Annotated in this window: 4 protein-coding genes; all 4 read right to left on the bottom strand. The window is 46.4% G+C overall.

All coding sequences use genetic code 11. The features are described from left to right. Nucleotides 1–142: 142 nt before the first annotated feature. Nucleotides 143–1000 (bottom strand): RNA polymerase sigma factor RpoH, encoded by an 858-nt coding sequence (gene rpoH / locus AB6D58_RS22955; RefSeq protein ID WP_017055518.1) that lies wholly within the window; start codon nt 998–1000, stop codon nt 143–145. Nucleotides 1001–1177: 177 nt separating this feature from the next. Continuing rightward, on the bottom strand, nt 1178–2146 hold the full coding sequence (ftsX, locus tag AB6D58_RS22950) for a permease-like cell division protein FtsX (protein WP_136977524.1): 969 nt from the start codon (nt 2144–2146) through the stop codon (nt 1178–1180). Then, nucleotides 2133–2810, bottom strand: a complete 678-nt coding sequence (gene ftsE / locus AB6D58_RS22945; RefSeq protein WP_004736585.1) for a cell division ATP-binding protein FtsE — start codon at nt 2808–2810, stop codon at nt 2133–2135. Before ftsE ends, ftsX begins: the two co-directional genes overlap by 14 nt. Before the next feature lie 78 nt (nt 2811–2888). After that, the coding region (gene ftsY / locus AB6D58_RS22940) for a signal recognition particle-docking protein FtsY (protein WP_372158650.1) at nt 2889–3922 on the bottom strand (1034 nt) is incomplete at its 5' end.

Genomic DNA, 3922 nt, shown 5'->3' with positions numbered 1-3922 from the left:
CCGTAGAGGACTTTCACCTCCTAGATCAACGCCATGCTCGGCGCACAACAAAAAGGCCGAGATCTCTCGATCTCGGCCTTTTCAAAATTCAGCTATTTGTTAGCTCTACTAGAAAGTAGAAGCTAATAGAAACTAGATGCTATTAGAAATCACCAACGGCTTGTTTCAATTTCTTCATCGCATTCTTTTCTAACTGGCGAACACGCTCAGCTGATATACTGTAGGTATCCGCTAAGTCTTGCAGGGTTGCCTTGTTGTCGTCTAACCAACGTGAGCGAACAATGTGTTGGCTACGCTCGTCTAAGCTTGCTAGTGCTAGCCCTAGGCGATTATTGGTGTGTGACTCCCAGTTAGCCGCTTCAACCGTCTCAGCAACGTCTGACGCCTTGTCTTCTAGGTAGTAAACTGGAGCAGTGTAAGCAGAACCGCCATCGTCATCGTCCATAGGCGCTTCAAACGTCGCATCTTGTGCTGCTAAGCGAGATTCCATCTCACGAACTTCTGAAGGCTCAACACCCAGTTCACGAGCAACCGTCTCAACTTCACCGTTATTGAACCAACCCAAACGCTTTTTAGACTTACGAAGGTTAAAGAACAGTTTACGCTGTGCCTTAGTGGTCGCAATTTTAACGATACGCCAGTTACGTAGAACGTATTCATGGATTTCAGCTTTGATCCAGTGAACAGCAAACGAGACGAGACGAACACCAACTTCTGGATTGAAGCGCTTAACAGCCTTCATCAAGCCGATGTTACCTTCTTGGACGAGATCAGCCATTGGTAGCCCGTAGCCAGAGTAGCCTCTTGCAACGTGCACCACGAATCTTAGGTGGGAAAGGATCAAGCCTTTCGCAGCGTCGATCTCACCTTTGTAATGTAATCGCTCTGCAAGTCCACGTTCCTCTTCAGGAGTCAGCATAGGGTAGCTGTTCGCTGAGCGGATATAGCTATCTAAACTATCTTGTGTGACTAAAGCCATTTGATACGCTTGGTTTGCCATTCGGTTCCTCATCAATCTCTGATCTGGAGTAATACATCTATTAAAACCCTACAATCTTGAACCTAAAATGAACAGGTTTCAAGGAGGGGGAAGTAATTATGCATAATCAATTCGTCTATACAAGGCAAAAACTGGTTAAGAAGTGCCTATTTTTCGTCTAAATATGACTCTATTCACCTAAACTGGTTCAATTTCTTTTAGGTGACGCTGTGCAGAAAGCTTTGCAGCCACACTACCAAGCAGAGTTCCGACGATCAAAAGCAGTAAAGATTCATCCCAATTCAGGCCAATTAAACGGAAGTGGCTGTCGTATAGCTGAGCCAAGTCATCCACCGCGCTGTTCAGCAATACGGTAATCAATGCCGTCATTACCCAAGCGCTAATCGAACCTAAAACGCCAAACCACATCCCAGCATAAAGGTATGGTCGAAGAATGTAGCTGTCGGTCGCACCAATCAGCTTCATGGTTTGAATCTCTTCTTTATGCGCCAACACATTAAATCGTAGTGTATTGCCGATAATCAGAAATACCGCGCCCAGCATCAATACCGTTAAGGTAATCACGATGACAGCCGCTAATGCTTTGATCGCATCTAATCGCGCTAACCAATCTTCGTCTAGGCGAACATCGGTCACTAATTCTTGTTGTTTAACTGTGCCTGCCAGCTCTTTAATTAAGGGATCGCTGTGTACGCTTGGCGTAATCACCAGCACACCTGGCAGTGAATAATCGTCGAGAATGGTTAGGGCGTCTTCAAAACCAGAATACTGGCTGAGGTCTGCAAGCCCTTGCTGCGGAGAAATGTACTCCACGAGCTCAACTTGATCCCAACTTTCGATTTCATCCTTAAGCACCATTACTCGTGGCTCAGGAATACCATCCTCTACATAAGCACTTATTTGTGACGGGCTAGTGACATCTTGCGCCACTTCCCCTACATTTTTACCTAATAGGTACAAACAAGCTGGCATCGCCAACGCCATAGAGATCACCGCAAGGGTCAGTAAGTTGCCTAACGGGCGCTGCCACATTTGCGAGAACGATGACTTGGCTTGTTTCCAGTGAACAACAAAGAAGCCGTCGCTTGAAGCGCGGTTTGCTGCTCGATTAGATTGAGGTTTTTTGATGCGCTTATTCGCGGCCATAGTCTTCAACCTCACTCAAAAATCCTTGGTTTAATTCAAGATGGCGGTACTGAGGGCGAGTGTTCACTAACCCGATATCGTGCGTCGCTAGGATGATCGTCACACCTGCGCGGTTGAATTCTTCAAATAATCGCAACACACGGTTAGATAATTCAGGGTCTAGATTACCGGTAGGCTCATCGGCTAAAAGCAGAGTTGGACGGTTAACCACGGCGCGAGCAATACCCACGCGTTGTTGTTCACCACCAGAAAGTTGGCTTGGCAAACAACGGGCTTTATCTAATAAACCGGTTTTATCCAACGCAGCACTGACTCGGCGTTTTATTTCGTTTTCAGAAATAGATTCAATACGCATAGGCAGAGCGACGTTATCGAAAATCGAACGGTCCATCAGCAGGCGATGGTCTTGAAAAACAATCCCAATATTACGGCGTAAGAAAGGAATGTCTTTGGCTGGGATACGAGTGATATCGTGATCGTTGAACCAGACACGTCCATCAGTTGGACGCTCTATCGCGCAGATCAACTTCAGCAAGGTACTTTTACCAGCCCCAGAGTGCCCACCCAAAAAAGCCATCTCTCCACGTTTCAGGTGAAAGTCCACTTTTTGGAGCGCTTGTCTTCCACCTCGGTAGGCTTTACTCACTTGCTGAAATTTGATCACCGAAAATTCCTCTTACGATCACTAATATCAAATTTAAAAACGGTAGCAGATTAAGGATAAACCACTTTGCTACTCGCGTTACTCTTCGCGGCTAAATAGTGCTTCAATGAAGTCTTTAGATTCAAATGGACGCAAGTCATCAATACCTTCACCCACACCAATGTAGCGGATTGGAATCTGGAACTGGTCAGCAATTGAGAAAATTACACCACCTTTCGCCGTACCATCTAGCTTAGTCAGTGTAATACCCGTAACTGGAGCCACTTCACTGAACAACTTCGCTTGGCTGATAGCGTTCTGACCTGTACCTGCATCGAGCGTTAGCATGATTTCGTGTGGCGCAGAGTCATCAATCTTCTTCATTACACGAACGATCTTGCGTAGCTCTTCCATCAGGTTGCTCTTGTTCTGCAAACGACCGGCTGTATCAGCAATCACAACATCAACACCACGAGCCTTCGCTGCTTCAATCGCATCGTAGATAACAGACGCGCTGTCCGCACCAGTGTGTTGAGCGATAACTGGCACATCGTTACGCTGACCCCAAACCTGAAGCTGTTCAACGGCTGCAGCACGGAAGGTATCACCCGCTGCTAGCATCACTTGCTTGCCTTCATTTTGGAATTGTTTCGCCAGCTTACCGATCGTAGTTGTCTTACCTACACCGTTCACACCCACCATTAAGATAACGTAAGGTGTTTTAGTGGTATCAACAACCAGTGGCTGTTCCACTTGGCTTAAGATGTCTGCCATCTCTTCTTTGAGCAGACCATAAAGCGCTTCACCGTCTTTTAGGTCATTGCGAGATGCTTTTTCTGTCAGGTTTTCAATGATCTTAACCGTGGTATTCATACCCACGTCAGCAATCAGAAGTTGCTCTTCTAGCTCTTCAAACAGGTCTTCATCGATTTGCTTGCCTTTGAACAGACCAAAGAAACCAGCACCGATGTTTGCTTTAGTGCGGCTTAGGCTGCGCTTAAGACGAGCAAAGAAGCTTTCTGTCGGCTTCTCTTGTACTTCTTCAACCTTAGCTTGAGGAACTGCCACTTCTTCCTGTTCTGCTTCTGCTTCTGCTTCTGCTTCTGCTTCTGCTTCTGCTTCTGCTTCTGCTT

The organism is Vibrio sp. 10N.239.312.D08 (assembly GCF_041466145.1).
GTDB lineage: Bacteria > Pseudomonadota > Gammaproteobacteria > Enterobacterales > Vibrionaceae > Vibrio > Vibrio crassostreae_C.
The sequence above is the reverse complement of the archived record's forward strand: the minus strand, read 5'-3'. Positions and strand labels throughout refer to the sequence as shown.